The sequence below is a fragment of the Companilactobacillus sp. genome (assembly GCF_022484265.1).
GTDB lineage: Bacteria > Bacillota > Bacilli > Lactobacillales > Lactobacillaceae > Companilactobacillus.
On record NZ_JAKVLR010000001.1, the window covers coordinates 2,398,412 to 2,424,356 of the forward strand.

General features: G+C 38.6%; 22 protein-coding genes, 1 tRNA gene and 1 pseudogene. 19 read left to right on the plus strand and 5 right to left on the minus strand.

Annotated features, from left to right (window positions below; translation table 11 throughout):
* Nucleotides 1-48: 48 nt before the first annotated feature.
* The 3 genes from LKF16_RS11415 to LKF16_RS11425 form a co-directional block, all read right to left on the minus strand.
* Nucleotides 49-1,737: a glycerol-3-phosphate dehydrogenase/oxidase gene (locus LKF16_RS11415; RefSeq protein ID WP_291471364.1), complete on the minus strand. Its 1,689-nt coding sequence runs from the start codon at nucleotides 1,735-1,737 to the stop codon at nucleotides 49-51.
* Between the two features lie 111 nt (nucleotides 1,738-1,848).
* A complete protein-coding gene (locus tag LKF16_RS11420; protein ID WP_291471362.1) occupies nucleotides 1,849-3,189 on the minus strand; it encodes an HD domain-containing protein in 1,341 nt (446 codons plus the stop codon).
* Nucleotides 3,179-4,000 (minus strand): lipoate--protein ligase family protein, encoded by an 822-nt coding sequence (locus LKF16_RS11425; protein WP_291471360.1) that lies wholly within the window; start codon nucleotides 3,998-4,000, stop codon nucleotides 3,179-3,181. Before LKF16_RS11425 ends, LKF16_RS11420 begins: the two co-directional genes overlap by 11 nt.
* 56 nt (nucleotides 4,001-4,056) lie before the next feature.
* Here LKF16_RS11425 and LKF16_RS11430 point away from each other — a divergent pair, with 56 nt between their 5' ends.
* The 6 genes from LKF16_RS11430 (at nucleotide 4,057) to LKF16_RS11455 (ending at nucleotide 10,467) form a co-directional block, all read left to right on the plus strand.
* Nucleotides 4,057-4,497: a DUF1934 domain-containing protein gene (locus LKF16_RS11430; protein ID WP_291471358.1), complete on the plus strand. Its 441-nt coding sequence runs from the start codon at nucleotides 4,057-4,059 to the stop codon at nucleotides 4,495-4,497.
* Nucleotides 4,498-4,543: 46 nt separating this feature from the next.
* On the plus strand, nucleotides 4,544-5,212 hold the full coding sequence (gene rpoE / locus LKF16_RS11435) for a DNA-directed RNA polymerase subunit delta (protein ID WP_291471356.1): 669 nt from the start codon (nucleotides 4,544-4,546) through the stop codon (nucleotides 5,210-5,212).
* 165 nt (nucleotides 5,213-5,377) lie between these two features.
* Nucleotides 5,378-6,991 carry a CTP synthase gene (locus LKF16_RS11440; RefSeq protein ID WP_291471354.1) on the plus strand — a complete coding sequence of 538 codons (1,614 nt, stop codon included), beginning with the start codon at nucleotides 5,378-5,380 and terminating at the stop codon, nucleotides 6,989-6,991.
* Between the two features lie 50 nt (nucleotides 6,992-7,041).
* Nucleotides 7,042-8,316 carry a UDP-N-acetylglucosamine 1-carboxyvinyltransferase gene (locus LKF16_RS11445; RefSeq protein WP_291471352.1) on the plus strand — a complete coding sequence of 425 codons (1,275 nt, stop codon included), beginning with the start codon at nucleotides 7,042-7,044 and terminating at the stop codon, nucleotides 8,314-8,316.
* Between the two features lie 302 nt (nucleotides 8,317-8,618).
* A complete protein-coding gene (gene abc-f, locus LKF16_RS11450) occupies nucleotides 8,619-10,118 on the plus strand; it encodes a ribosomal protection-like ABC-F family protein (protein ID WP_291471350.1) in 1,500 nt (499 codons plus the stop codon).
* A gap of 100 nt (nucleotides 10,119-10,218) precedes the next feature.
* A complete protein-coding gene (locus LKF16_RS11455) occupies nucleotides 10,219-10,467 on the plus strand; it encodes a type B 50S ribosomal protein L31 (protein WP_291471349.1) in 249 nt (82 codons plus the stop codon).
* Between the two features lie 23 nt (nucleotides 10,468-10,490).
* On the opposite strand, the gene LKF16_RS11460 is transcribed toward LKF16_RS11455, so the two are convergent.
* Nucleotides 10,491-11,717, minus strand: coding sequence for a multidrug efflux MFS transporter (locus LKF16_RS11460; protein WP_291471347.1), 1,227 nt, complete (start codon nucleotides 11,715-11,717; stop codon nucleotides 10,491-10,493).
* 92 nt (nucleotides 11,718-11,809) lie between these two features.
* Between LKF16_RS11460 and LKF16_RS11465 the strand changes: the two genes are divergently transcribed.
* The 4 genes from LKF16_RS11465 (at nucleotide 11,810) to alr (ending at nucleotide 16,383) form a co-directional block, all read left to right on the plus strand.
* Nucleotides 11,810-13,171, plus strand: a complete 1,362-nt coding sequence (locus tag LKF16_RS11465; RefSeq protein WP_291471345.1) for a UDP-N-acetylmuramoyl-tripeptide--D-alanyl-D-alanine ligase — start codon at nucleotides 11,810-11,812, stop codon at nucleotides 13,169-13,171.
* Nucleotides 13,172-13,248: 77 nt separating this feature from the next.
* Nucleotides 13,249-14,796, plus strand: a complete 1,548-nt coding sequence (locus LKF16_RS11470) for a DEAD/DEAH box helicase (RefSeq protein WP_291471343.1) — start codon at nucleotides 13,249-13,251, stop codon at nucleotides 14,794-14,796.
* A 115-nt stretch (nucleotides 14,797-14,911) separates the two neighbouring features.
* Entirely contained in the window at nucleotides 14,912-15,268 is a 357-nt protein-coding gene (gene acpS, locus LKF16_RS11475) for a holo-ACP synthase (protein WP_291471341.1), read from the plus strand.
* Between the two features lie 2 nt (nucleotides 15,269-15,270).
* A complete protein-coding gene (alr, locus tag LKF16_RS11480) occupies nucleotides 15,271-16,383 on the plus strand; it encodes an alanine racemase (RefSeq protein WP_291471339.1) in 1,113 nt (370 codons plus the stop codon).
* Between the two features lie 439 nt (nucleotides 16,384-16,822).
* Here alr and LKF16_RS11485 read toward each other — a convergent pair.
* Nucleotides 16,823-16,919, minus strand: a tRNA-Sec gene (locus LKF16_RS11485).
* A 272-nt stretch (nucleotides 16,920-17,191) separates the two neighbouring features.
* Between LKF16_RS11485 and prdC the strand changes: the two genes are divergently transcribed.
* The 9 genes and pseudogenes from prdC to selD all read left to right on the plus strand — a co-directional run.
* Nucleotides 17,192-18,493, plus strand: a complete 1,302-nt coding sequence (prdC, locus tag LKF16_RS11490) for a proline reductase-associated electron transfer protein PrdC (RefSeq protein WP_291471338.1) — start codon at nucleotides 17,192-17,194, stop codon at nucleotides 18,491-18,493.
* Nucleotides 18,494-18,538: 45 nt separating this feature from the next.
* Complete coding sequence (gene prdA / locus LKF16_RS11495; RefSeq protein ID WP_291471335.1) at nucleotides 18,539-20,497, plus strand: D-proline reductase (dithiol) proprotein PrdA; 1,959 nt, start codon at nucleotides 18,539-18,541, stop codon at nucleotides 20,495-20,497.
* 19 nt (nucleotides 20,498-20,516) lie between these two features.
* Nucleotides 20,517-20,822, plus strand: coding sequence for a CBO2463/CBO2479 domain-containing protein (locus tag LKF16_RS11500; protein WP_291471334.1), 306 nt, complete (start codon nucleotides 20,517-20,519; stop codon nucleotides 20,820-20,822).
* A complete protein-coding gene (gene prdB, locus LKF16_RS11505) occupies nucleotides 20,819-21,544 on the plus strand; it encodes a D-proline reductase (dithiol) protein PrdB (protein WP_291471333.1) in 726 nt (241 codons plus the stop codon). Before LKF16_RS11500 ends, prdB begins: the two co-directional genes overlap by 4 nt.
* A gap of 66 nt (nucleotides 21,545-21,610) precedes the next feature.
* Complete coding sequence (prdD, locus tag LKF16_RS11510) at nucleotides 21,611-22,351, plus strand: proline reductase cluster protein PrdD (RefSeq protein WP_291471332.1); 741 nt, start codon at nucleotides 21,611-21,613, stop codon at nucleotides 22,349-22,351.
* Nucleotides 22,352-22,363: 12 nt separating this feature from the next.
* The gene (locus tag LKF16_RS11515) at nucleotides 22,364-22,843 is read left to right on the plus strand and encodes a glycine/sarcosine/betaine reductase component B subunit (protein ID WP_291471330.1); all 480 of its coding nucleotides are present in this window, start codon (nucleotides 22,364-22,366) and stop codon (nucleotides 22,841-22,843) included.
* A gap of 75 nt (nucleotides 22,844-22,918) precedes the next feature.
* Nucleotides 22,919-23,932: a proline racemase family protein gene (locus tag LKF16_RS11520; RefSeq protein WP_291471329.1), complete on the plus strand. Its 1,014-nt coding sequence runs from the start codon at nucleotides 22,919-22,921 to the stop codon at nucleotides 23,930-23,932.
* 15 nt (nucleotides 23,933-23,947) lie between these two features.
* Nucleotides 23,948-24,871, plus strand: coding sequence for a sulfite exporter TauE/SafE family protein (locus LKF16_RS11525; RefSeq protein ID WP_291471326.1), 924 nt, complete (start codon nucleotides 23,948-23,950; stop codon nucleotides 24,869-24,871).
* A 98-nt stretch (nucleotides 24,872-24,969) separates the two neighbouring features.
* Nucleotides 24,970-25,938: pseudogene (gene selD, locus LKF16_RS11530) on the plus strand (selenide, water dikinase SelD); the annotation flags it as partial.
* Nucleotides 25,939-25,945 lie beyond the last annotated feature (7 nt).

Below are 25,945 nucleotides of genomic sequence, written 5' to 3' on the forward strand. Positions count from 1 at the left end.
ACACAAAAAAAGCTTAATTCATTTGAATTAGGCTTTTTGTTTATCATATTAAGCTTTGTAAGCTGCATATTTTGCTTTGATGTCGTGAAGATCTGTCAAGTTGAGTTTTGTATCAACTTCAGCTGTCATAGCTTTCTTAGTATCTTCGCTCCAGTTGTAGTAGTCTGCCATGTAATCAATTACAGCATCTTTGACTTCGTTCATATGATCGATGTCAAATAGCATTTGGCTGCTACGACGTAGCAAGTAATCAATTGGATGTTCAACCATTTCGGCCTTTAATCCGTAATTCAACATTGCGTAATCAACACGTGGCAAGCCATCTTTTTCACCATCTGGCAATAAGTCATAAATGTCAGTAACGTTTGAGCCATAACGTTGAACTAATTTTTCAGCATCTTCTCTTTCAAGATCGTAGTTTACGATACCTTCGTGAACCATCTTGTCAAAGTATGTTGACCAGCCTTCGTCACCGCCAACATCGCCACCTGAAAGAATCAAGTTTTCTGTTTGTTGACCTTCGAAAGTATAATCAGTTTCAGCTGCCAATTGTTCAGCAACACGGTCAACAATCTTGTTAGCCATCTTACGATAACCAGTTAATTTACCACCGGCAATTGAGAGCAAGCCTGAATCTGATTGGAAAATTTCATCTTTACGTGAAATTTCGGAAGGTGATTTACCTTCTTCTTGGATAAGAGGACGAACACCTGACCAGCCAGATTCAACGTCGTCTGGAGTAAGTTTTTGTGGAAGTTCAAACATTTGATTTGCGGCAGCTAGAATATAAGTTACATCAGCAACAGTAATGTTTGGTTCCTTTGGATCTTCTTCCCAAGTAGTATCAGTTGTACCTATATATGTCTTGCCTTCACGAGGAATGGCAAACATCATACGACCGTCATGGAATGGTGTATCAAAGAATAGTGAGTTTGAAATAGGGAACTTAGCATTATCGATAACTAAGTGAACACCCTTTGTTAAGTGAAGATGCTTACCCTTGTTTGAACCATCCATATCACGAATCTCATCAACCCATGGTCCACATGAATTAATAACTTTCTTAGCATGGATCTCACCAGTTTCGCCAGTTTGAACGTCTTCAAACTTAACTCCGCAAACTTGATGATTTTCATCATACAATAATCCAGTTACCTTAGTATAGTTAGCAATGTAAGCACCAAGTTCGCTAGCTTTTTTAGCAACTTCTAGTGTCAAACGAGCATCGTCAGTTCTATATTCAACATAAAGTCCTGAACCTAATAGACCCTCTGAGTTAACATATGGTTCTCTAGCTTCTGTTTCGTCAGGTGTAAGCATTGTCTTACGTTCTGCTTTTTTAACATTAGCCAAACGATCATAAACATCAAGACCAACTGATGTCATGAATGGGCCATATGTACCGCCAGCGTAGAATGGAAGCATCATTTTTAATGGAGTTGTGATTTGTGGTGCATTGTTATAAACAATTGCACGTTCTGATCCGACTTCGTGAACTTCTTTTAGTGCAAATTGTGCTAAGTAACGTAGTCCACCATGGACTAATTTAGTTGAACGACTTGATGTACCTGAAGCAAAGTCACGCATTTCAACCAAACCAGTTTGGATTCCACGAGATTGTGCGTCAAGAGTGATACCACTACCTGTAATACCGCCACCAATAACAAGCAAATCTAATTCTTGATCTTGCATTGCTTGTAAATTTTTAGCTCTAGTTTCATTTGAAAATTCTTTCATGAAAGTTCCTCCTCGGGAAAATGTTCTACGTATATCATAGTAAAATATCACAAAGTTTGAAAGCGTTTTTATCTGAAATGGCTAAATTTTTTAATAATAGAACAAAAAATTCTAAATAATCATATCGTTGTAAATATGTTTCTGAAATTTAGTGTATTCTTCACTGAAAATATCATCGGAATGTTGTTCCAGCATTGCTTTAGGGAAATAAAATCTTTCATCGCCCAAAATTTTACCGGTCAGAGCGTTCACTAAACGACTTACTGTGGACAATTCGATTAATGATCCATCATTTTGCATGATCTCGATTTGAGTTCTGCTTTTGTGCTTTCTTGGATTGTAGACATCATATGGTAAATCGTAACTAGTATTAGTCGAGGTGTAATATTTTTTATCAAAACCGGCGGCTTCAACGATATTTGCTAGCTTAGGCAATAAGTCTTGAGTTCCTTCAGTATATTGAGCTGATTTGAAAGGTTTTCTGGTCAAGAATCGATAAGCAAGATCTTTCAAGATCTCATCGGGATAGTCGAGCCAGAGGGTAAAGTAAGTGTTTAAGATACCATCGTCTAGATGAAGATAGTCGGTGATCGTGACCCGATTTTCAAAAAACGGCACTAATAGGGATGGCATTTCAAATCCGTTCATTTGGTTATGCTCATATAAGTCTTTGGCTCGTTGCAGCAACTTAGTCAAGACAACTTCCATACCTCGTGATACTGGATGGAAATAAACTTGTTGATACATTTGAAAACGTGAGAGAACGTAATCTTCAACGGCATGCATTCCGTTTGCATCAAAGGCGATGCCTTCATGATAAGGACGCATGACACGTAAGATTCTGGTTAGATCAAACATCCCATATTTTGTACCAGTAAAGTAGGCGTCACGTAACAAATAATCCATTCGATCAGCATCGATTTGACTGGAGATCATTTGCACGACTTGTTTGTTGGGATAAGTCTTGGCAATAACGCTAGCAACTTTTTCAGGGAAGTCGCTGGATACTTGTCTTAATACTTGATTGATCTCAGTTTCGGGAGAAGTGATGATTTCTTGAGTCCATTGTTCATGATCGGTATCAAAGATGTGCTCGAAGGCATGAGAATAAGGACCGTGTCCGACATCGTGCAATAAAGCTGCGCACAAGGCAACGATTCGTTCGTTGTCATCCCAGAGTCCATCATCAGGATTCTTAGTTGGATAGTTGCGTTGAAAGTTGTCGCAGATCAAACGTGTGATTTCGTATACTCCCATACAGTGAGTGAATCGAGAATGCTCGGCACCTTGGAAAGTGAATGATGAAGTTCCAAGTTGTTTAACTCGACGTAGTCGTTGAAATTCTTTAGTATTGATCAAATCCAAGATAACTTTGTGTTGGACATGGATGTAGTTGTGGATAGGGTCTCGAAAAACTTTTTCACGAGGTAATTTTTCAACATTAAATGTCATTTTTTTCTCCCAATTGTTTATTCTTGTAGATCAAATCTTCCATTGTTTTGTCATAAGCTTCGCGATATGGCTGAGATGTTTGAACAATGTTAAAACTAGTTTTATCAATGCTATAATCATCAGTGATTAATGCGTTTAATATTTTTTCTTTTGCAAGCGAGATAGTTAGCTCTTGATGTGTTAGAATATCTAAGTTTTCCATACAATGGATATCGATATTCGGATAAGAGATCTTTTCATGAACCGGGTAATTACTGATCTCGTAGAAGTCTTTCATCAATTGTGAACGTTGCTTTTGATCGCCCGTGATGCTGATGTAAGCCATAACCGCCACTGCATCGCCAGAACGTCTTTGAGATATTCCGGCTAGTTTCTTGCCGTCGATGCTAAGATCAAAGGTCCCTGGACAATAGGAACGAACTACTTCGCCAGTCTCAATTTTATCTGAAAAAGCTGCCATCATGATTTGATGCATTTTTTCATAAGCTTGGTCGATCGATAGTTCATCCTTGTTAGGCAAAAATAATGTGAAGTTCAAAATTTCTGGATCGGTCACAACGCCTAAACCGCCAGAATTTCGAAGATAATAGATGTATTCTTTTTCTTCGAGCATTTTCAATCCACCAGATAGATTTTTCAAACGCTGATCCTGCAATCCCAGGATCACAGTTGGCGTAGTGGTCCAAAAATGAGCTACTGGAGTTTTTTCTTCAGAAACAAACTGAAGAATGGCCCCTGTGTCTGCAAATGGTTCGAGCATTTGCTCTGCTTTAGATAAATTTTGGTCGTATAATAAAATTTGCTTATTCACTAGATCACTTCTTTAAGTAGTATATTTATTAATTTTATCATGTGAGGTGTTATATTTTGGAAAATAATCGTATTGATGTAAAAGTTGACCTTGATATGTCAGTTTTTCAAGCAGGAGAGATGACTCATACGAAGATCTCAGAACCTGGAAGATTCACAAGAATGGGCAATGCCGATTATCTGCAATTTAATGAAAGTATGGAAAATAATGATCATGCTTCAATTTTAGTCAAGATCACTAACGATGGCGAGATTCATGTCAAACGTGAGGCAAAGAGTACTAACTTATCTTCAATGCTTTATTTTACGCATCACGATCACAATAGTGCTAGTGTACATACAGGGTATGGCATTATGCAAATGCATACATATACTAAGGATTCACTCGTTGAGATAGAAGATGAACCCTTGCATGGAAAAATAAACATTGATTATGACTTGATTTATGATGATAATATAGTAGGCAATTACAAGTTTAGATTGATTTTTAGCGCTTAAATAGATATTATTAGTTGTAAGACGCTGTGAAAGGACGTGTACACGTTTGAAACTTGAAAAGTTCAAGAATCAAAATAAAGAAGAATTATCAATGATCGAAGTTGCTTATGAGATTCTCAATGAGAATAACAAAGAAGCAATGAACTTCTCTGATATCGTTAATGAGATTCAAACATACTTAGGAAAAACCGACGATCAAATCAAAGATCACTTGCCACAATTCTATACAGACTTGAATAATGACGGTAGTTTCCTTTCACTTGGTGAAAACGTATGGGGATTGCGTAAATGGTATCCATTTGACTCTGTTGACGAAGAGGTTAACCATCCCGAAGACAACGGTACTGAAAATACTCACAAGGCCGCTCAAAAGGTTAATGCTTTCTTGAGTGACGATGAGGAAGAAGAAGACGATGTTGTCGATTATGATGACGACAGCGATTTAAGTCTATCAGATGACGATGATGACGACGACGATGGTTCAGGCGAAAGCAACGGACCAGACTTATCTAAGTTCACTAATTCAGATCTTTCAGTTGATGATGATGACGATGATGATCAAGACGATGGCCTTGATGATGGTATCGAAGGTCAATTGACTGAATTCGACGCCGATGATGACGAAGATGATTCAGACATCGACTTGTCAGACGATGATGACGAAGATGATGACGATGACTTAGATGACGATGATGATTCAGACTCAGATAAATAATTGACATTTTAGGATTTTAGGTTTGACGATTGACCCCAATAACAGTATTATATTGTTTGGGCTCTATTAGATAGACTAATTACAAGTTCCCTGTTCGAAATGAATAGGGAACTTTTTTATTTTTTTAGTTAAGAAATCCCTAGATATAATATGTGGAGGAATACTATGACGAAGTATATTTTTATAACAGGTGGAGTTGTTTCATCTTTAGGAAAAGGAATTGTGGCAGCATCTCTTGGTAGATTGTTGAGAAACCGTGGGCTAAAAGTCACAATGCAGAAATTTGACCCATACATTAATGTGGATCCCGGAACTATGAGTCCATATCAACACGGTGAAGTTTATGTTACTAATGATGGTACAGAAACTGACTTGGACTTAGGTCACTACGAAAGATTTATTGATAACGATTTGAACAAGTATTCAAACGTTACTACAGGTAAGATTTATTCAGAAGTTATCCGTCGTGAACGTCATGGAGACTACAACGGAGCAACTGTTCAAGTAATTCCACATATTACAGATATGATCAAACAAAAAATAACACGTGCTGCAACTACTACAGACTCAGACGTAATTATTACTGAAGTTGGTGGTACTGTTGGTGATATCGAATCAACACCATACCTTGAAGCTTTGCGTCAAATGAAAGCTGATGTTGGTGCTGAAAACGTTGTTTACATTCACACAACCTTAGTTCCCTACCTAAAGGCTGCTGGTGAAATGAAGACAAAACCTACACAACACAGTGTTAAGGAATTACGTGGTATTGGTATTCAACCTAATATTTTGGTTGTTCGTACTGAAAAACCTATGCCTCAAAGTATGAAAGACAAGATTGCCTCATTCTGTGACGTTGATTCAGAAGCTGTTATCGAATCACGTGACGCAAGTTCAATTTATGATGTTCCTTTGAACCTTCAAGCTCAAGATTTCGATGATATTGTTTGTCGTTACTTGCACTTAGAAACTAAGGAATCTGATATGACTGACTGGAACAAACTAGTTGATCGTATCCACAATTTGAAACACAAGACAAAGATTACCCTCGTTGGTAAGTACACTAAATTACAAGATGCTTATATTTCTGTAACAGAAGCATTAAATGCTGCTGGTTATGTATATAATACAGATATCGAATTACAAAAAATTTCTGCTGATGAAGTAACTGAAGATAATGTTGCTGAATTGCTCAAAGATTCAGATGGTATTTTAGTTCCTGGCGGATTTGGTACTCGTGGTCTAGAAGGTATGATCACTACTATTAAGTATGCCCGTGAAAACGATGTTCCATATTTGGGAATTTGTTTAGGTATGCAAATGGCAAGTATCGAATTTGCTAGAAATGTTGTTGGAATCAAGGATGCAACTACTGGCGAAGCGGATCCTGATGCTGATAACAAGATCATTGACTTGATGGCTGACCAAAAAGACATCGAAAATGTCGGTGGTACTTTACGTTTGGGTGCATATCCATGTAAACTAAGAGAAGGTACTAAAACAGCAGCAGCTTATGATAACCAATCTGTGATCCAAGAAAGACATAGACACAGATATGAATTCAACAATGCTTATCGTAAGCAGTTCGAAGAACATGGACTAGTGTTCTCTGGAGTTTCACCTGACAACCACTTGGTTGAAATTATTGAAGTTCCTGAGAATAAATTCCACGTCGCTGCACAATATCATCCTGAATTCTTATCAAGACCAACTAAGCCAGAAGGCTTATTCAAAGCATTTATCGGTGCTGCATCAGGTCTCCAAGAAGACAACTTATAGGATCAGATATTTTTAATTTGATGTAGTTAATAATAGTTAGGGAAAAACTTATGCAAAAACTTGTAATTAATGGTGGAAAAAAATTATCGGGAGAAGTAACGATTGGTGGTGCTAAAAATAGCACAGTGGCGTTAATTCCGGCGGCAATTTTATCTAGTACTCCAGTCGTTTTAGATTCAGTTCCACAGATCAGAGATGTGGACAACTTGCGTTCGATCTTATTAGACATGAACGTTACTTCAGAAGTGAAGAATGATGTGTTAAAGATCGATCCAACTGAGATTCATTTTGCTGAATTACCAAGCGGTAAAGTCAGCAGTCTTCGTGCTTCGTACTACTTTATGGGAGCTATGCTAGGAAGATTTGGCAAAGCTGTTGTTGGATTCCCAGGTGGGGATGATATTGGACCACGTCCAATCGATCAACATATAAAAGGATTTGAAGCACTAGGAGCTCATGTTGAAAATAAAAATGGGCAAATTATTATTACCGCACCTAAAGAAGGTTTAACGGGAGCTAAGATCTTTTTAGACATGGTTTCTGTAGGTGCAACGATCAATGTTATTCTGGCAGCCGTTAGAGCTAAAGGAACGACAGTGATCGAAAATGCTGCGAAGGAACCTGAGATCATCGATTTAGCTACCTTTTTAAATAACATGGGAGCAACTATTCGTGGTGTCGGGACCGAAACAATCCGTATTGAAGGTGTTGACGAATTACGTTCAAATAATTCGCACACGATCATTCCGGATCGAATTGAAGCAGGAACTTATTTGAGCTTGGCTGCAGCTAGTGGTGGAGATATTTTGATCAACAATATCATTAGCGAGCATCTGGACGCCTTTTTAGCAAAACTTGATGAGATGGGCGTTAACTTGGAAATTGGCGAAGATAGTATCTACGTTAAGCCAAGTCCAGAAATCAAGGCAGTCAACATTAAAACTATGCCTTACCCTGGGTTTGCAACTGATTTGCAACAACCAATAACGCCGTTATTGATGCAATCAAAGGGTGAAGCTATGATCATTGATACGATTTATCCAAAACGAATCAAGCATATTTCCCAACTTCAGAAAATGGGCGGAGATATTTCAAGCGAAAACGATTTGATATTTGTTCATGGGGGATCAAAATTAACTGGAGCAACTGTTTCGGCTGATGAGATCCGTGCTGGAGCTTGTTTGATGATTGCTGGATTGATTGCAGATGGTACGACCGTCATTGAAAACGCCGAAAATATTCTGCGTGGCTATGATCGCGTCGTTTGGAAATTACACCAATTGCAAGCTGATGTAGAATTAGTTGGCAAGGATGATTTAAATTAGTATTGACATCTTTGTAATATCTTGTTAATTTATTTATAAATTAAAACACGAAAGGGAGTGCAGCCATTGAGAAATTAAGTTGAAAATCAATTTATATACTACAAGTGTGTAATTTGGCTTCGACTTAATTTCTACAATAGCGTGCTTTCTTAAACTAGAACTGTTTAGGACGCTATTTAGCGTCCTTTTTTGTTGGCGTAACGTAAAAGCTCGTCAGCTCATAGGTCAGCTTTGGGATACCGAATCCTTTGGCTGTTACGTTAATAAGTCGGACCTCTTCGCACCGAAAGAGGGAATTAATAATGGGTACAATTCAAATTGAAAAATTATCATTTAAATATGATCAAATGACAGAGAATCTTTTTGATTCAGTTAATTTAAGCATTGATGGCAGCTGGAAATTAGGCTTGATTGGCCGAAATGGACGAGGGAAAACGACTTTATTGAATTTATTGATGAATAAATTTCAATATCAGGGAAATATCGTCACAGACCTGAATTTTTACTATTATCCACAGCCAGTGTCTGATCCGACTCAGACTGCTCGGAATATTGCCATCGAATTATCTGGTATCGAAGAATACGATATTTGGAAAGTAGAGCAAGAGTTAGAGAAGCTCAAAATTGACCTAGACGTGCTTGATCGTCAATTCAATACACTTAGTCCCGGTGAACGGACTAAATTGCTCTTAGCGGTCATGTTCATCGATGACGAAGGGTTTCAACTGATTGACGAGCCGACAAATCATTTAGATATCGAAGGTCGCCAAGTTGTTGCTAATTATCTCCGTGGTAAAAAAGGCTTTATCGTGATTAGTCATGATCGTGGATTTTTAAATGAAGTCATCGATCACGTGATCTCGATCAATCGCAACGATATCGATGTCTACCAAGGAAACTTTGATACTTGGGAGCACGAGAAAAATTTGCAAGACCAATCAGAGCTAGCTGAAAAGGCTCAGTTGAAAAAAGATATTCATAAATTAAAAGCCTCAGCAGCTAAGAAGGAAAATTGGGCTCAGCAAACCGAGAAAAGTAAGAGTAAAAATATTAAAATGGACCAGCATTCTAATCTAGACAAGGGCTTTATTGGTCACAAGTCAGCTAAGATGATGAAAAAGGCTGGTTCGATCCAACGTCGTGCCAATGCAGCGGTTGAAAAGAAACAGTCTTTACTTAAAAATATTGAGATCACTGACCCAATCAGTTTAAATTACGAAGAAATTTCTCATTTTGATCAAGTTATTACAGCCGATAAGTTGCAGCTCTTTAATGATCACGTCCAAACTCCAGAAGTCAGTTTTCAGGTCAAGACCGGACAAGTGACAGCGTTGCTTGGTAAAAATGGAATCGGCAAATCGACGATTTTTAGACGAATCATGCAAATACCGCAGCCATTTGAACAACGTGGAGAGATCCAAATTAAGAATGGTTTAAAAGTTTCTTATTTGCCACAGGAGTCGAAGTTACGTGGTACCATTAAACAGGTCGCAGAAACTGATGAGTTAGATGTAGAATCGATTTTTTCCAATCTACGTAAACTTGGTTTTGAACGTGAACTCTTTAATGATCCGATTGAAAATATGAGTCAGGGTCAGAAAAGAAAAGTTGCCTTGAGTATTAGTCTGTCCCAACCAGCTAATCTTTACTTATGGGATGAGCCGTTTAATTACCTTGATGTCATCACTCGTGACCAAATAATTGCTGCGATCCAAAAGCAACATCCAACGATGTTGATCATTGACCATGATCTGGGATTGATTGATGATATTGCTACTCAAAAAGTAATCTTGAAAGATTAGAATTATATTGAATATCAACTCTGTTCATGGTAATATTTAATACCGTTAGTAAATTAATCTCTATTTCCGCAAAGGATTTAGGGCAAAGGAGACATTTATAATGAAGCAAGGAATTCATCCAGATTACCACCAAGTTGTATTCATGGATTCTTCTACAGGTAAGAAGTTTCTAGCTGGATCAACTGTTAACTCAGAAGAAACAACTGATTATGAAGGTAAAGAATACCCATTGATTCGTGTTGAAATTTCATCAGATTCACATCCTTTCTACACTGGTAAACAAAAGTTTGCTCAAGCAGATGGACGTATCGATCGTTTCAACAAGAAATATGGTTTGCAAAACAAATAAAGCCATCCTATTTAGGACGGCTTTTATTTTTTTGCTTTTTTTGAATGTAAATGGTTGAATACCCAAAAGAAATTGATCAGTGCCAGACCACTGGTAGTTAAGAATACCGTGGAGTAACTAAAGGCACTGGAGACATATGAACCTAGCAGTGGACCGCAGACGTTTCCGACAGCCTGGAAAGATTGATTGTAACCAAAGATCCTTCCAGTATATTGGGCGTCTGTATTTTTTGCTAAAAGAGTTTGTACCTGCGGAACTAAACAGGCATCGGAAACTCCGACCAAAAATCTTAAAATTGCTAATTGCCAAATATTATTGACGAAAGCTTGCGGAATATAAACTAGTACGGCGAAGATCAATCCACCAATCAATATTTTACCGGTACCGATCCTATCGCCTAAAGCACCAAATCTAGGTGCGGCGATGATGTTAGCAATACCTGGTAGGGCTGCGACGAATCCGGCAATCAAAGTAACTTTGTCGGATCCGTGCATCAACTGCCGAACGTACAAACTGATAATTGGGTTGATCGAATTATTTGAAATTTGAATAATCATGGTCGTAACTAACATTGCGAGAACAAGATTGGGATTTTTCAAAGTCTTGAAAATATCTTTAGTGGTTGCTTCTTGTCCTTTTGGAACTGGCTTGAAGTCTTCTTTAATGAAGATAACAGTTAAAACAAATGCTGTGAACAATAATCCACCAGTAATCATAAATGGGATTCGATATCCAAAGTACTGGGCAATGACGCCACCGACTAAAGGTCCGAGCAGCGTCCCAGAAATTACGCCGGTATTTAACGTTCCCAAGGCTTTTCCACTTTCAGATCTCGGAGCAGTTGACGCTATCAGTGTACTGGCGTTGCTAACGAATCCGGAAAATACACCTTGAAGCGCTCTTAAAGCAACTAACTGCCAAGGAGCTGTTACTAAGGATTGTAAGAAGATAACAATCGACATACCCAAAGCCGCTCTAATCAGCATCAGTTTTCTTCCACGTCGATCGGCGATTTTACCCCAGATTGGAGAGGCAATGGCCATCACTAGAAAAGTTGCCGAGAAGGCAATACCGTTCCAGATGACCAGTTGACTTTTTGTGAAATTCCCTAAAGTATTAATGTATAATGGCATAAAGGGTGTTATCATACTAAAGCCAATACCTGTAACGAAGGTACTAAACCAGAGGACTTTTAAGTTCCTTTTCCAATAGCTATTCTCTTTTGGAGTATTTTGTGTATTTGAACTCATAGTAAATACATCAAATCCTTTCTAAGTAAATTAGTATACTCTTTTCAATTTTTTAGGAGAAAATATTTTTTTAGAACTGGGGATCATTATTCATGAAAATGAAGTTACAAGAAGTTTATTCTGCTTTAAAGATCAAAGCGGACAATGTACCTGATGTCCAAATCACTGGGGTATGTTTTGACAGTCGAAAAGCCAAAACTGGTGATTTATTTTTCCCATTGCAAGGCGAACGCGATGGTCATGAATTCATCGAAAGCGCCATTAATAATGGCGCTTCTGCTAGTGTGTGGCAAAAGGACCACCCAATTACTAATAAAGACATTCCTTATGTGATTGTCGATGATGTGATGGATGCTTTCAATACCTTGGCTAAGTATTATCTAAATAAGGTAAACCCTAAGGTCGTTGCTGTCACTGGAAGCAATGGAAAAACTACTACTAAAGATATGATTGCGAGCGTTTTAGGAACTGACAATAATGTCGCTAAGACGCCACAAAATTTCAACAATGAAATTGGTGTACCATTCACAATTTTGAATATGCCAATCAATACTGAAGTGTTAGTTGTTGAAATGGGCATGGATCGTCCTGGTCAGATCGAACACCTGAGTGAACTAGCTCATCCAGATGTTTCGGTGATCACGATGATCGGCGAAGCTCATATCGAATTCTTTGGCACACGTGATAAAATTGCGGACGCTAAAATGGAAATCACTCATCATCTACAAGAAGATGGTTTATTTGTATTTGATGGGGATGAACCGCTTTTAACAGAACGTGCTAAAGACGTTCAAAGAAATCAAGCAACTTTTGGTCAAAATGATAGCAACACAATCTATTCGACGGAAATAAATAGCGATAAGGAAAAAACTACATTTAAGACTAACTTGTGGCCTGACATCGAATTTTCTATTCCGATCATGGGCGACTATAACGTCAACAATGCATTAGCTGCATTATTAGTTGGTCGTAGATATCATATTAAGGTCGAAGCTATGCAAAAGGCACTCGCTGATTTTTATGCTACAGCTAATCGGACTGAATGGCTCAAAGCCCAAGATGGCGCGGATATTCTGAGCGATGTGTATAATTCCAACCCAACAGCTGCAATCGAAGTGCTTGATAACTTGAAAAAATTGTCAACAGGGCGTAAGATTGTTGTTCTTGGTGATATGCTCGAATTAGGCGATGCTTCAAAGAAACTACATGAATCTTTAGCAGACCATATCGATCCAAATGACTTTGCAAAAGTCTATTTAGTTGGAAATGAAATGAAAGCATTGTACGATTTACTAGTAAATAAGTACGACCCAGCTGATCTCAGCTGGTATGGTAAGGACCAGTTAGCGGAACTAACTGAAAATATTAAAGAAGAAATGAACTCAGATGACACAATATTGCTAAAAGCTAGTCATGGCATTCATCTTGAAAACGTATTAAAACAATTAATTTAAGTGTGTCGGTTGAGTAACATTGGATAACGTGGTAGTGTAGAAAGATTATTGCAACCATGTTCAAACGGAGGATTTTTGTGAAATTTAGCGAATTAAATTTAGATTCAAAACTATTAAGTGCTGTGAACGAAGCGGGATTTGAAGAAGCAACTCCCATTCAAGCACAAACTATTCCACTTGTAATGACAGGTGATGACGTGATTGGACAAGCCCAAACAGGTACAGGTAAGACAGCTGCCTTTGGACTTCCTATATTAGATGCTGTGGATACTAGCTCAAGCGATATCCAAGCATTGATCATTTCTCCAACACGTGAATTGGCAATCCAAACTCAAGAAGAGTTATATAAATTAGGACGCGAAAAGAGAGTTCGTGTTCAATCAGTTTATGGTGGTTCTGATATTAGAAGACAAATTCATTCCTTGAAAAACCACCCAAGCATCGTTGTTGGTACTCCAGGTCGTATCCTTGACCACATCAACCGTCACACACTTAAATTACATAACGTTAAGACAGTTGTTCTTGATGAAGCTGATGAAATGCTAGATATGGGATTTGTTGAAGATATCGAAAGTATCCTATCTAACGTTCCTAATGACCATCAAACATTGCTATTCTCAGCAACAATGCCTAAACCAATCATGAAGATTGCTGACAAATTCATGACAGAACCTAAGATCGTTAAGATCAAGTCAAAGGAATTGACTGCTGATAAGATCGATCAATATTTTGTTAAAGCTCGTGACTACGAGAAATTTGATTTGATGACACGTATTTTTGACGTTCAAGGACCAGAACTTGCGTTGATCTTCGGACGTACTAAGAGACGTGTTGATGAATTAACACGTGGACTACAAGCTCGTGGATACAATGCAGAAGGTATTCATGGTGATTTATCTCAAGATAAGAGAACTAGCGTTTTACGTAAGTTTAAGGCTGGTAAATTGGACTACTTAGTTGCAACTGATGTTGCTGCCCGTGGTTTGGATATTTCAGGTGTATCACATGTTTATAACTACGATATTCCGCAAGATCCTGACAGTTACGTTCACCGTATTGGACGTACAGGACGTGCCGGTAAGTCAGGTATCTCTGTAACTTTCGTTACACCAAACGAAATGAGCTACTTAAGAACAATTGAAAACTTAACTAAGAAGCGTATGAAACCACTTGCACCACCAACTGACAAAGAAGTTCTTAAAGGACAAATGGAATCAGTTAAGGATGATATCAAGGACACGCTCGCACATGATACTCACTTGGATCGTTTCAAAGATGCAGCCGAAGATCTGTTGAACGAGTATACTCCTGAACAATTAGTTATGGTTTACTTGTCATCAGCAATCAAGGATGCCGAAAGTGTTCCTGTCAAGATTGCTCCGGAACGTCCATTGCCAGGACGCAAGCAAAGTCATAATCGTTCCGGTCACGGTAAGAGACAACGATTCAATCGTAATCGTCGTGGCGGTGATCGTAATGAACATCGTGGCGGCAGACGTGGCGATGATCGTCGCAACAATCACGGCGGTGGTCGTGGTGGTAATAACAACAATAGCCACAGACGTAACGAAAATAAGAAACCATCACAATCCAAAAAATCATTCAAAATCAGAACAAATCTATAGTCAAACTTGGTTCATTGAACATTAATTAAATGTTTTATAATAACAATTATTAAGGGGGATAAGGCATTCAGTTGCTTTGCCCCTTTTTTGATTGAAAATAAGGTGAGAGAAGAATATGATTAAAGGCTTAGGAGTAGACATTGCAGAAATTGATCGGGTAAGAAAAATTTACGGACGACATCCTAAATTTATGGATAAAATACTTAATCCAGATGAGATCGTAGTTTTTAACAGTCTGAATACCGAGAAACAAAAGATGACTTATTTAACAGGTAGATTTTCAGCAAAAGAGTCATTTACTAAGGCAATGGGTACAGGACTAGGAAAAATTGGATTCCACGACTTGAGTATTTTGAATTATCCTTCCGGTCAGCCATACATCAAAACAGATATTTTTGAAGGAAATATTCAAATTTCAATATCTGATACTGATGAATTAGTTATCACCGAAGTTATCTTAGAGGAGGAATGATTATGATACCATCACTTCATAGACCTGCGACAGTTGAAGTAAACTTGGGAAATTTAAGAACCAACTTGGAAAATGAATTACGTGCAGTTCCTTCTGGGACCGACGTATTTGCAGTTGTAAAGGCCAATGCGTACGGTCATGGATTGGTTAAAGTTGCAAAGTTTGAAATCGAAAATGGTGCAGCCGGATTATGCGTAGCGACACTTGACGAAGGTATTGAAATCAGAGATGCAGGTATCGTTGCACCAATCTTAGTTTTGGGGATCACGCCAGTTAAGTATGCTGAGATCGCCAATAAGGCTGACATTTCGTTAACAGTTGGATCACTAGACTGGTTAGAACAAGCTGTTCAAGAAAACATTTATCAACTTAAAATTCATTTAGGTGTCGATAGTGGAATGGGACGGATTGGTTTCCAAACTAGAGATGCAGTTGTTGAAGCTTGCCAATTCATCAAGAATCATCCTGAATCATTTATTCCAGAAGGATTATTCACGCATTTTTCAACCGCTGATAGTCCCGATGAAGCTTATTTTAAAAAGCAGGTAGAGCGTTTCAAGGAATTGCACCGTGATCTACCAATCGACTTCAAATATATTCACTGTGCAAACTCAGCCACCGCTCTGTGGCATAAAGATCTAGCTATCAACATGGTTCGTTACGGTATTGCTTTATATGGATTGAACCCATCTCAGACTGATATCACGACTTTGCCATTTGATCTAAAACCTGCTTTAAGTCTCCATTCAGAGTTGGTATTCGTTAAACAAGTTGCTGCCGGAGAAAGCATTGGCTATGGAGCTACTTACACGACTAAAGAAAAAGAATGGATCGGAACAGTTCCGATTGGCTATGCAGATGGTTGGCTAAGGAGAATGTCGGGTTCGGACGTTTTGATCGATGGAGAAAGATGTCCGATCGTTGGTCGAGTATGTATGGATCAATTTATGGTTAAATTACCCCATAAAATGCCCGTAGGAGCCAAAGTTACTCTAATAGGTAAAAGTGGTAGCGATGAAATTACTTGCACTGACGTCGCACAATATGCCGATACAATCAATTATGAGATATTGTGTGGACTAGCAGAGAGATTGCCACGTGTCTATATTGAATAATTAGCATCTGAATAATGATACAAAATTAACAAATTATCCATTTTTTTAAGGTTGATCTGCAAGGGAATATTGCTAGATATAATGATTGCAGATATGAAGTAATGTGAATAGCATCACATGGCAATCTCACAAAATACACAAAAAGGCTAAATTTGAGTTTTACTCAACGATTTAGCCTTTTTTAGTAAATAAAATCGTAAAAAAGCTTATGCTTGAATCGCATAGATTGTGAAAATAATCGTAATATTATTACTCACAAGTTAAAAAAATCACAATAAACATGGCATATATTCAATCGATTTTATTTTCTGAAATGAATAATTATTATTGTAATAATAAAAAACGTGAATAGGAAAGTCAAAAAAGAGTCACATCAATTTGATGTGACTCTTTTTGAATTTTTAGTCTGAATTTGATCGTCAAATCCAGTTTATATGCGTGGCGGGAATGTGTGGGAATCGAACCCACCTAAGAAGCTACTAACCCCTCATACTAGTTTTGAAGACTAGAAGGAACACCAGAACCTATCCACTCCCAATTACAAATGCTATCAATTTACGTAAGCGATGTCAACAAAGTAATTAAGGAATTTATATTAGCCGATTATTAGATTCCAATATTGCCAAAAAGGAAAATTTGTTTTCAGAAATACATATAATGGCGAGAGCACAATAATGAAATAATTAACAGAAATCTAATTTTATTAAATGTGAAATATTTGCTTATTTTACAATTAATTTGTGATGATATGAACGTGCGAATGAAAACGGTTGTATTTCGCTATTCTAGTCGAAGGGGGTGAAAAATAATGGAAAAAGTCACTATTTTACTAAAACAACATGTTGGTGGACCTGATAAACCTATCGTTAAGGTTGGTCAACGTGTTAAAAGAGGTGAATTGATTGCTGAACCAGATGGTTTAGGAGCAAATATTCACGCTAGTCTTACAGGTACTGTTACTGATATTAATGATAAGGCAATTATCATTGATGCTGACGAGGAACAGAGCAAGGAAGATTATGTACACATCCCTGACTCAGATGATTATCTGACTGACATTAAAAATGCCGGAATTGTCGGTGCTGGTGGTGCGGGATTCCCGACATCTGTAAAACTATCTAATAAAATTCCTGGCGGTTATTTTATTGCAAATGCTGCTGAGTGTGAGCCACTTTTGTGCCACAACACTCAGGTCGAGGAACGCTATGCAGATCAAATTGTCCGCGGAATGAAATATATGCTTGAGATCACTGATGCCAAGGTTGGTTATATTGCTGTCAAGAAGATTCATCACGCAGCTGTATTAGCTTTAGGTAAGGCATGTAAGAACGAACCTAAGATTAAGGTCAAGTTCTTAACAAATATGTACCCAGCAGGGGATGAACGTGTTATCGTTCGTCAACTACTTGGTGTAGTGCTCAAACCTGGCGAATTACCAATCGAAGCAAATGCAATCATTGACAACACAGAAACAATTAAGCGTGTTGCAGAAGCAATTGAAGATAGAAAGCCTTTTATTGACAAGGATATTACGTTGGATGGACGTATCAAGGAACGTTCAACTGTTTTTGAAAATGTACCTATTGGTTTACCAGCCAAGAAGTTCATTGATGCTGCAGGTGGTTATATCAACCCGCATGGCGATATTACAGTTGGCGGACCATTTACAGGCCATACAGGCAGTGAAGAAACACCAGTAACTAAGACTACTGGGGCATTCTTAGTCGCTATGCCTTATCCTCAAGTTCATAAAAAGATTGGTTTGCTGGAATGCGAATGTGGTGGTCAAGAACCACGTCTTCGTGAGATTGCTGAAAAGATGGGAAGCGACGTTGTTGCCTTCCGTCGTTGCAAACGCATGGTTTTAGTAAATGGGAGATATCGGTGTAGTCTACCAGGAATTTGTCCTGGACAGGCTGAAGCGGTTCTTGCGATGAAGAAGAAGGGTGCCGAAGCAATTTTGACTGGAACTTGTCAAGATTGAACAAACACCGTCACAGGTGTAGCTCCTCGTGTAGGAGTTTCGGTTTATCATTCAACAGATCATGTACTTAGAGCAGCAGGTCATAGACTATATCGGAAACTTCCAGCAGATTTTCAATCATTATAGGATTAAAAATCATTAATTGAGATAAATTTAAGGGAGGAAGACGATATGTCTATTTCAAAAGAAACAGCAATGGATCATATTGATGATCCAGCTGTCCTATGCTGTAGAGCAGAGGGCGGAATTACACTTGAAGCACCAAATTTGGAAGATCCTGAATTATTTCCAGATTATGTAGATTCTGGCCTTTTGGAATTGCCAGACGATGTCCTAACAATCGGACAAGTTCTTGGCGCAACACTAAAAGAAACTACAGATGCATTAATTCCACTAACACCAGCAAATGTTGATAATATTCAAACAGTTGCTGATGATTCAGCTGATGACGCTTCATCAGACGATAATAGTGACGATGCACCTGCAGAAACTGCTCCAGCTACTGCAAGTACAGAACAAGCAACGCAAGCAGCACCATCAGTTTCACCAGTTGTTTCAACTGGAACAACCAACGGAGTAATCAAAATTGATATTGCTAAAGGTGAAGGAATTCATCTAGAAGTTCCAACAACAGCTACAGCTGTTGCTGGTGGCCAAGCTCCAGCAGCTGCAAAAGACGTTACAGAAACTGCATCAGCAGCTTCAAACGACAATGCAGCTACAACTGACGACTCAGCTTCTTCAGATGATGAAGTTGAAACAAAGATCGTCCGTGAATTGGAACGTGATCACTTCAAGATCGACGAAGTTAAATTCGGCGACAAGACTGAGATCAATGGCACAACTTTGACAATCAGAACTCCAAAGGACCTCTGTGCAGAGGCTGTCGAAACTGAAAAAATCGTTAAAGATATGACTTTGGAAATTATTACACCCGATGATTATGACAAATACAGCGAAACAATCATGGATGTACAACCTATAGCTACAAAAACTGAAGGCGAAATCGGTTCTGGAGTAACACGTGTACTCGATGGAACAGTATTTATGCTAACAGGTACTGATGAAAACGGAGTTCAAATCGGTGAATTCGGTTCTTCAGAAGGTGAGCTAAACAAAAATATCATGTGGAATCGTCCAGGTTCACCTGACAAGGGTGATATCTTGATCAAAGCTCAAGTAACTATTGAAGCTGGACGTAACATGGAACGTGTCGGGCCTTTAGCTTCTCATAAGGCTGCTGATATCATTACACAAGAAATTCGTGAAGCTTTGAAGAAAGCTGACGAAGGACTTATCGTCAACAAAGAAGAATTAGTTCAAAAACGTCATCCAAATCAAAAACGTGTCGTTATTGTTAAGGAAATCATGGGACAAGGTGCTATGCATGATAACTTGATCATGCCTATCGAACCTGTTGGTACATTAGGTGCTAAACCTAACGTTGACCTTGGTAACTTACCAATCATGCTTTCACCACTTGAAGTATTAGATGGTGGTATCCATGCTTTGACATGTATCGGACCTGCATCAAAGGAAACGTCAAGACACTACTGGCGTGAACCTATGGTTACAGAAGCCATGAATGATGAAGATATTGACTTAGTAGGTGTTCTCTTTGTTGGTTCACCACAAGCAAACACAGAGAAATTCTATGTATCTAAGAGATTAGGTATGACTGTTGAAGCAATGGACGTTGACGGCGCAATTGTTACAACAGAAGGATTTGGTAACAACCATATCGATTTCGCATCACATCTTGAAGAAATCGGTAAGAGAGACGTTCCTGTAGTTGGTATGACTTATAGTGCCGTTCAAGGTGCCTTAGTTGTTGGTAACAAGTACATGGATGCCATGGTTGATAACAACAAATCAGCTCAAGGTATCGAAAATGAAATTTTCGAAAATAACACATTATGTCCTGAAGATGCAATCAGAGCATTGGCTATGTTGGAAACTAAGATGGCTGGTGGCAAGATTGAAAAACCAGAACGTAAGTGGAATCCAAATGTTAAAGAAAATAATATCAAGGTCATCGAAAAACATGACAATATTAAGATCGATTTGGAACCTAACGAGCAATCATTGCCTAAGAGCAAGAAGAGACTAGAAATTTACGAAAAAGAATAATGAATGAAGGGTAGTAGGAATGGACAATTACGATAAATTGAATTACCCATCTACAGAATCAGTCTATGAAGGAGTTATCTCCGAAGTAACTGACGCAGGTGTGACAATTGAATTAAAAGGCAGACTTGGAACCTTAGAAATTCCTAAACGTATGTTGATCAGTGAACATGATCCTCAAGTAGGGCACGAAGTAGGTTTTCTAATGTCTTATCCAGAAGTATTATCCGAAACCCCAAACGAAAAATATGTGAAAGCTTTTGATGATTACAAAAAGCATCGCGATGAGATCAAACAGCGTACAGAGGAGAGGAAGGAAAAAGAATGACCCTTAAAAAATACGACGGCCTTCAATCAGAAATTTATGTTCCGATTACACCAAAGCCAGTTTGGGCTCCTGTAACAAAGGAACTTAAAGATATGAATATCGGTATTGCAACTGCAGCTGGTGTTCACTTGAAGAGCGACAAAAGATTTAATTTAGCCGGTGATACAAGTTATCGTGAGATTCCTTGGGATACACCTGCAGAAGACTTGATGGTTTCTCATGGTGGATATGATAACAGTGATGTTAACAAAGATATCAATTGCATGTTCCCAATCGACCGTCTACGTGAATTGGCTAAAGCAGGATTTATTAGAGGACTAGCACCTATTGAATATGGATTCATGGGTGGTGGTGGAGACATCAAAGCCTTCACTGATAAAACTGGTCCAGAAATTGCTCAAAAACTCAAAGCAGAAGATGTCGATGGCATCATCATGACAGCCGGTTGAGGAACTTGTCATAGATCTGCCGTGATCGTGCAGAGAGCAATCGAATCCGTAGGGATTCCAACAATTTTAATAGCAGCTTTACCTCCTGTAGTTCGTCAAAATGGTTCACCTAGAGCTGTAGCACCTCGTGTTCCAATGGGAGCTAATGCCGGAGAACCTAATAATGTCGAAATGCAAACAGGAATAGTTAAAGATACTTTGAAACAACTGATTGAAATTCCATCAGCTGGTAAGATCGTACCTTTACCATATGAATATATAGCTAAGGTTTAATCCTTAGATATTTTGAAGGAGGGCAAATTTTCGCCCTCCTTTATTTTTTGTAAGGGAGCTATTCCTATGAAAAAAAATAAATTAACGATCCAAGCTTATTCAATGCAAAATGTCGAAATTGATGATGACTATCACATCACGCCTCATCAATTACAAATTCCAGATCATCCCTTATTTGATTTAGATGACCGCCTCAAAAGCGTGAACGTCAAATTAGTGGATCCACGAAACTGTCACTTCAAGATCAATACCATCATGGATGTGATACCGATCTCGACCAAAGTCCTTGGGAAAATGGGTTATGGCTTAACTAATACTCTGACGGGAGTAAATGTTATTTTGACTGGTGCCGATGAAACTGGCATTCAGTTGCACGAGTTTGGTTCATCAGATGGTTATCTGGATGAAAAAATCAAGTTTGGCATGGATGGAACGCCAGATCTTGATGACACAGTTATTTTGATCGATGCTGTTTTGAAAAAAGATTTTGAATTTAATCGTGAGACTTGCGAAATGATTTTTCAAATGGCAGATGATTATTTACAGCCGATCCGTGAGGAATTAAAGATGTTAAGTGGCCATGAAGCAACTGAGAGTTTTGATTATGTCGATGAGAAACATCCTGGCAAGCCTAAAGTGGCAATCGTCAAAGAAGTTGCCGGGCAAGGTGCAATGTATGACAACATCTTATTTCCAAAAGAACCTTCTGGGATCACCAAAGGCATATCGATCATTGATATGAATAATATGCCGGTCTTATTAACAGCCAATGAATATCGCGATGGTGCAATTCATGCGCTGGTTTAGGAGGAAGTAACAATGGGAATTGGACCTTCGACAAAAGAAACGACTTTGCATCATTTTCGCGATCCATTAGTTAGGACCATTGCACCAGACCCTGATATTGATTTTCAAGGGGTTATTGTAGTCGGGACACCCCAAGACAATTATTTAAAAAATCTTGTCGGAGCCCGTGCTGCCATGATGCTTGATTCAATGAGGGCAAATGGCGCGATCGTCACAGCTGATGGTTGGGGAAACTCAGATGTGGACTTCATGAATACGATGACTGAAATTGATGATAAAGGCATTAGTGTTGTCGGCATGAAGTTTATCGGTCAACAAGCTGGATTTGTGGTCGAAAACGAATTGACCAAGTTCGTCGTCGACATCAACAAATCAAAAGCCGGAATTGAAACCACGGTAGTTGGCGAAAACAACCTGACTGATAAAGATGCTCAAAAAGCCTTAGGATTGTTAAAACTTAAAATGCGACATGATGGACAACAAGTCCAGTAACGATAGGGTTATTGAAAATTTTGATGGATATCATTGCAGCTGCAATCCGCAATGCAATGAATGGGAGGAAAAGTCATGGAATTTACCAAAATGATGACGGCCATTGATTCTCACACAGCTGGTGAAGCTGCCAGAATCATTACTAGTGGCGGCCCGATTTTAAAAGGAAATAGTATCGCAGAAAAGAAACAATATTTGATCGACCATTACGACAGCGTCCGTACTTCCGTAATGTTAGAACCAAGAGGACATAATGAAATGTTTGGTGCCTTTTTGGTCGACGCAATGAATCCTGAAGCTGATTATGGGATCATCTTCATGGATACTGGCGGTTATTTGAACATGTGCGGCCACAATACGATTGCTGCAGTTACGGCAATCGTTGAGACTGGAATGGTGGATGTAGAACCAGGGGCAAAAGAGAAAAAAGTCGTACTCGACACTCCTGCAGGTTTAATCCATGCCGTAGCACATTTGGATGGCGAACATGTAACTAGCGTTTCATTCCAAAATGTTCCAGCTTTCTTATACAAAAAAGACGTTGTCGTTGATGTTCCAGATCTAGGAAAGATCAAGCTCGATATTTCATTTGGCGGTAGCTTCTTCGCAATTTTGCCAGTAGCTGAAATCAATGAAAAAATCGAACCAGACAACTCACAAGCTTTAGCTGATGCTGGTATGAAGATTCTTCATGCAGTTAACGATCAAGTTAAAGTTCAACATCCTGAGCTCAAACATATCCACACAGTTGATCTAGTTGAAATGTATGGCGATCCAAAAGATGCTGAATCGACTAAACAAAACGTGGTTATTTTCGGTGATGGACAAGTCGACCGCTCACCTTGTGGAACAGGTACAAGTGCAAAACTTGCTACCTTGCATGCCAAAGGCGAATTGGGAATCGATGAACAATTCGTCTATGAAAGTATTTTAAAGACTAAGTTCTATGGTCGAATCGTAAAGGAAACTAAGGCCGGAGACCTTCCTGCTGTCATTCCAGAAATTACTGGTTCTGCCTGGATCACTGGCTTTAACCAATTTGTATTTGATCCAACAGATCCACTATCAGATGGATTTGAATTGAAGTAGGGGAGGAAACTTATTATGATATTACGCATTATTCAAACAATCTTAGCTATTTTATTGATTTACGTAGTAATCCTTTTTGGTAGAGATATCTACAAGCACCGTCACGAAAATGACGGAAGCATTCCTAAAGCTGCCGGAATCGGATTTATTACTAACTTCTTCGATGCTTTAGGTATCGGAAGCTATGCTCCAACGACAATGTTGTTGAAGCTAACGAAATATTTGAAGTCAGATAAATTGATTCCTGGAACATTAACAGTTGCTTGTTCAATTCCAGTTATCGCAGAAGCTTTCTTGTTCACTAACACAATTAAAGTTGAAGGAACAACCTTGATCTCAATGGTTGTTGCTGCTGCTGTCGGATCATTTATCGGTTCAAAAGTAATGACTAAATTTAATGAAAAAATCGTTCGTATCGTTATGGGTATTGCTCTAGTTATTACTGCCGTATTGATGCTACTTTCACAACTTGGCGTTTTGAGTGCTTTAGGTGCTGGAAACACTGCTATCGGTCTTCACGGAACAAGCTTAGTTATTGCACTTGTTGGTAACTTTATCTTAGGTGCCTTGATGACTGCTGGTGTTGGTTTGTATGCTCCATGTATGGCTTTGGTATATATGCTAGGCATGAGTCCTGCAGTTGCCTTTCCAATCATGATGACCTCATGTGCCGTTCTAATGCCCGTTGCAGCCTACGAATTCATTAAGACTGGTAACTATAACAGGAACGCTAGTATTGGTATCACCATTGGTGGTATTGTAGGTGTAGTAATAGCAGTTCTATTCGTTAAGAGTTTAGACTTGAACGTCTTGACATGGTTGATCATTGTTGTTGTAACATTTACCGGTTTCCAAATGTTATATCAAGGTATCAAACAAAAGAACGAAACAGTCAAACAAGCTCAACAAAATTCTGAAACTAGTTCAGAAACTAAATAGAGCAGTTTAGGATTGCTAATTTTTAAAAAGGGGATGAAATTATGAGTTCAGCTGATGAAAAATTAATCGTATGTGGTGGTTGAAGCTCCAAATTAGGGCCAGGTAGGCTCGAAGATATTCTCAAAGATCTCCACCAAGATAAACAGCCTGATGTAATGGTTGATTTTGATACGACTGATGATGCCGCAATTATCAAGATCAACGACGATACAGCAATTATTCAAACAATTGATTTCTTCCCAACCATGGTTAGCGATCCCTATCTATTTGGTAAAATTGCTGCAGCTAATGCATTGAGTGACGTTTGGGCCATGGGTGGCTCAGTCGTTTCTGCTTTAAATATTGTTGGTTTCCCTGAAGAAATGAATCCAAATATTTTAAAGAAGATTTTACAAGGTGGATTAGAGAAAGTTACTGAATCAGGTGGTTTCTTAGCAGGAGGTCACTCGATCCAAGATCAAAGACCAAAGTATGGTCTTTCAGTTAATGGAATCGTTGATCCAAAGAAAATTTGGAGAAACGATACTTGTCAATTAGGCGACGACTTGATTTTGACCAAGCCACTAGGCGTTGGTATTATCACGACAGCCTACAGTTATGAATCTGTTAGTGAAGACGCATTTAATGCAGCCGTTAATAGTATGTCAACTTTGAACAAGTATGCATCAGAAATTATCAGAAATTATCCAGTTACAGCATGTACTGATATAACCGGATTTGGTTTACTAGGTCACTTAAATGAATTTTTGGATGACAAGTATTCCGCTGAAATTGACTCGACTAGCGTACCAATTTTGCCATCTGCATACGAGTGTGCAGAAGAACTATTGGTAACTGGTGGCGGTCAACGTAATCGTAAATTCCTTGAGGACAAGGTCGACTTTACATTCGACGATATGGCCCTTGAAGAAGTCTTATATGATCCCCAAACTTCTGGTGGTTTGTTATTTAGTATTGATCCTAAATATACTGACGAAGTTTTGGAGAAATTAAATACATTGGATCTAAAGAGTGCTCGAATCGGTCGAGTTACTGAAAAACAAGATCACGAAATCATTGTTAAATAGGGGGAAA

Excerpts from the sequence above, each read along its gene's own strand:
- LKF16_RS11415 (WP_291471364.1), bottom strand. The coding sequence starts at position 1,737 with ATGAAAGAATTTTCAAATGAAACTAGAGCTAAAAATTTACAAGCAATG.
- LKF16_RS11420 (WP_291471362.1), bottom strand. The coding sequence starts at position 3,189 with ATGACATTTAATGTTGAAAAATTACCTCGTGAAAAAGTTTTTCGAGAC.
- LKF16_RS11440 (WP_291471354.1), top strand. The coding sequence starts at position 5,378 with ATGACGAAGTATATTTTTATAACAGGTGGAGTTGTTTCATCTTTAGGA.
- LKF16_RS11445 (WP_291471352.1), top strand. The coding sequence starts at position 7,042 with ATGCAAAAACTTGTAATTAATGGTGGAAAAAAATTATCGGGAGAAGTA.
- abc-f (WP_291471350.1), top strand. The coding sequence starts at position 8,619 with ATGGGTACAATTCAAATTGAAAAATTATCATTTAAATATGATCAAATG.
- LKF16_RS11455 (WP_291471349.1), top strand. The coding sequence starts at position 10,219 with ATGAAGCAAGGAATTCATCCAGATTACCACCAAGTTGTATTCATGGAT.
- LKF16_RS11460 (WP_291471347.1), bottom strand. The coding sequence starts at position 11,717 with ATGAGTTCAAATACACAAAATACTCCAAAAGAGAATAGCTATTGGAAA.
- LKF16_RS11465 (WP_291471345.1), top strand. The coding sequence starts at position 11,810 with ATGAAAATGAAGTTACAAGAAGTTTATTCTGCTTTAAAGATCAAAGCG.
- acpS (WP_291471341.1), top strand. The coding sequence starts at position 14,912 with ATGATTAAAGGCTTAGGAGTAGACATTGCAGAAATTGATCGGGTAAGA.
- alr (WP_291471339.1), top strand. The coding sequence starts at position 15,271 with ATGATACCATCACTTCATAGACCTGCGACAGTTGAAGTAAACTTGGGA.
- prdA (WP_291471335.1), top strand. The coding sequence starts at position 18,539 with ATGTCTATTTCAAAAGAAACAGCAATGGATCATATTGATGATCCAGCT.
- LKF16_RS11500 (WP_291471334.1), top strand. The coding sequence starts at position 20,517 with ATGGACAATTACGATAAATTGAATTACCCATCTACAGAATCAGTCTAT.
- prdD (WP_291471332.1), top strand. The coding sequence starts at position 21,611 with ATGAAAAAAAATAAATTAACGATCCAAGCTTATTCAATGCAAAATGTC.
- LKF16_RS11515 (WP_291471330.1), top strand. The coding sequence starts at position 22,364 with ATGGGAATTGGACCTTCGACAAAAGAAACGACTTTGCATCATTTTCGC.
- LKF16_RS11520 (WP_291471329.1), top strand. The coding sequence starts at position 22,919 with ATGGAATTTACCAAAATGATGACGGCCATTGATTCTCACACAGCTGGT.
- LKF16_RS11525 (WP_291471326.1), top strand. The coding sequence starts at position 23,948 with ATGATATTACGCATTATTCAAACAATCTTAGCTATTTTATTGATTTAC.